Origin of the sequence: Pseudomonas sp. Sample_10 (genome assembly GCF_004321495.1) — a bacterium.
GTDB lineage: Bacteria > Pseudomonadota > Gammaproteobacteria > Pseudomonadales > Pseudomonadaceae > Aquipseudomonas.
The window spans coordinates 1-2,148 of sequence record NZ_RCOE01000201.1; the positions used below are offsets into that span (position 1 = coordinate 1).

Consider the following 2,148-nt stretch of genomic DNA (forward strand, 5'->3'; position numbering starts at 1 on the left):
GTGTTTGCCGATCGCATCGTGCAGAACCTGCTCGACACCGACTTCTACAAACTGACGATGATGCAGGCGGTGCTGCACAACTACCCGAACGTCGAAGTCGAATGGGAGTTTCGTTGCCGTAACAGCGAGGATCTACGCCCGTATCTGGCGGAGATTCGCTACCAGATCGAGCGTTTGTCGGAATTGAGCCTGAGCGCCGATCAGCTGAGCTTCCTGGAGCGCATCAGCTTCCTGAAGCCAGACTTCCTGCGCTTTCTCGGGCTGTTTCGGTTCAACCTGCGCTACATCCACACCGGCATCGAAAATGGCGAACTGTTCATCCGCCTGCGCGGCCCGTGGCTGCATGTGATTTTGTTCGAAGTACCTTTGCTGGCGATCGTCAGCGAAGTACGCAATCGCTACCGATACCGTGAAATCGTTCTCGAACAGGCACGCGAGCAGCTGTATCGCAAGTTCGACTGGCTGACGGTCAACGCCGACAGCGACGAACTGTCGGAGCTGCAGGTCGCCGATTTCGGCACGCGTCGACGCTTCTCGTACCGCGTGCAGGAAGAAGTGGTGAATGTACTCAAACACGACTTTCCGGGCCGTTTCGTCGGCACCAGCAACGTGCACCTGTCGCGGGAACTGGACATGAAACCGCTGGGTACCATGGCCCACGAATGGATCATGGCTCACCAGCAACTCGGCCCACGGCTGATCGACAGCCAGATTGCCGCCCTTGATTGCTGGGTCCGCGAATACCGGGGCCTGTTGGGCATCGCGCTGACCGACTGCATCACCATGGATGCTTTCCTCGGCGATTTCGATCTGTTTTTCGCCAAACTGTTCGACGGGTTGCGCCACGATTCGGGCGACCCGGTGCTGTGGGCAGAAAAGGCCATCGCCCACTATCACAAGCTCGGCATCGACCCCATGAGCAAGACGCTGACCTTCTCCGACAGCCTGACACTGCCCAAGTCCCTGGAGATATTCCGGGCGCTGCGTGGTCGGATCAATGTGAGCTTCGGCATCGGCACCAACCTGACCTGTGACATTCCGGGTGTCGAACCGATGAGCATCGTGCTTAAAATGACCGCCTGCAACGGCCAGCCGGTGGCGAAGATCTCCGACGAGCCAGGCAAGACTCACTGTAAAGACCCGAATTTCGTCGCTTATTTGCGACACGTTTTCCAGGTTCCTGCCTCATCCAGTCTATCTAGCAAGGAGTGAATTCATGCAAGCCGTACAGCGTGAGATTGCTGAGCAGCTCAAGGTTCAACCGCCGTTCGCCGATGACGCCGCCCTCGAGGCAGAAGTCGCCCGACGGATCACCTTCATTCAGGATTGCCTGATCAATTCCGGGCTCAAGACGCTGGTGCTGGGCATCAGTGGCGGGGTCGACTCCCTGACCGCGGGCTTGCTGGCCCAGCGTGCCATGCGAGAACTGCGCCAGCGTACCGGTGACGGCAACTACAAGTTCATCGCCGTGCGCCTGCCATACGAAACCCAGTTCGATGAACACGACGCCCAGGCGTCGGTGGACTTCATCAAGCCGGACGAGCGCCACACCGTGAATATCGGCCCGGCGGTCAAATCCCTGGCCAATGAAGTGGCGGCCTTTGAAGGCAAGCACGCAGTCTCGGTGGATTTCGTGCTGGGCAACACCAAGGCGCGGATGCGCATGGTCGCTCAGTACACCATCGCCGGTGCGGCCCACGGCCTGGTGATCGGCACCGACCACGCAGCGGAAGCTGTGATGGGCTTCTTCACCAAGTTCGGCGATGGCGCTTGCGACCTCGCACCGCTGAGCGGGCTGGTGAAAAACCAGGTCCGGGCGATTGCCCGCAGCTTCGGCGCCCCGGAATCACTGGTGGAAAAAGTCCCGACAGCCGACCTCGAAGACCTGTCACCGGGCAAACCGGACGAAGCCTCCCACGGTGTGACCTATGCCGAGATCGATGCCTTCCTGCATGGCAACCCGGTGCGCGAAGAAGCGTTCAAGATCATCGTCGACACCTTCAACAAGACGCACCACAAACGGGTAATGCCGTTTGCGCCTTGAAGGGTGATTGAATGAAAAAGCCCGCTGAAGTGTTGAGCTTCAGCGGGCTTTTTTGCGCTGATCGTTCCTACGCTCTGCGTGGGAATGCAGGCCGGGACGCTCCG

The 2,148-nt window shown here is 59.3% G+C and carries 2 protein-coding genes; both read left to right on the plus strand.

All coding sequences use genetic code 11. The annotated features are described in order from the left end of the window. Positions 1–1,212: nicotinate phosphoribosyltransferase (pncB, locus tag D8U18_RS19455; RefSeq protein WP_241664340.1), on the plus strand; the 1,212-nt coding region annotated here is incomplete at its 5' end. Between the two features lie 4 nt (positions 1,213–1,216). Then, on the plus strand, positions 1,217–2,044 hold the full coding sequence (gene nadE, locus D8U18_RS19460; protein WP_056852392.1) for an ammonia-dependent NAD(+) synthetase: 828 nt from the start codon (positions 1,217–1,219) through the stop codon (positions 2,042–2,044). Positions 2,045–2,148: the final 104 nt, after the last annotated feature.

Excerpts from the sequence above, each read along its gene's own strand:
- nadE (WP_056852392.1), top strand. The coding sequence starts at position 1,217 with ATGCAAGCCGTACAGCGTGAGATTGCTGAGCAGCTCAAGGTTCAACCG.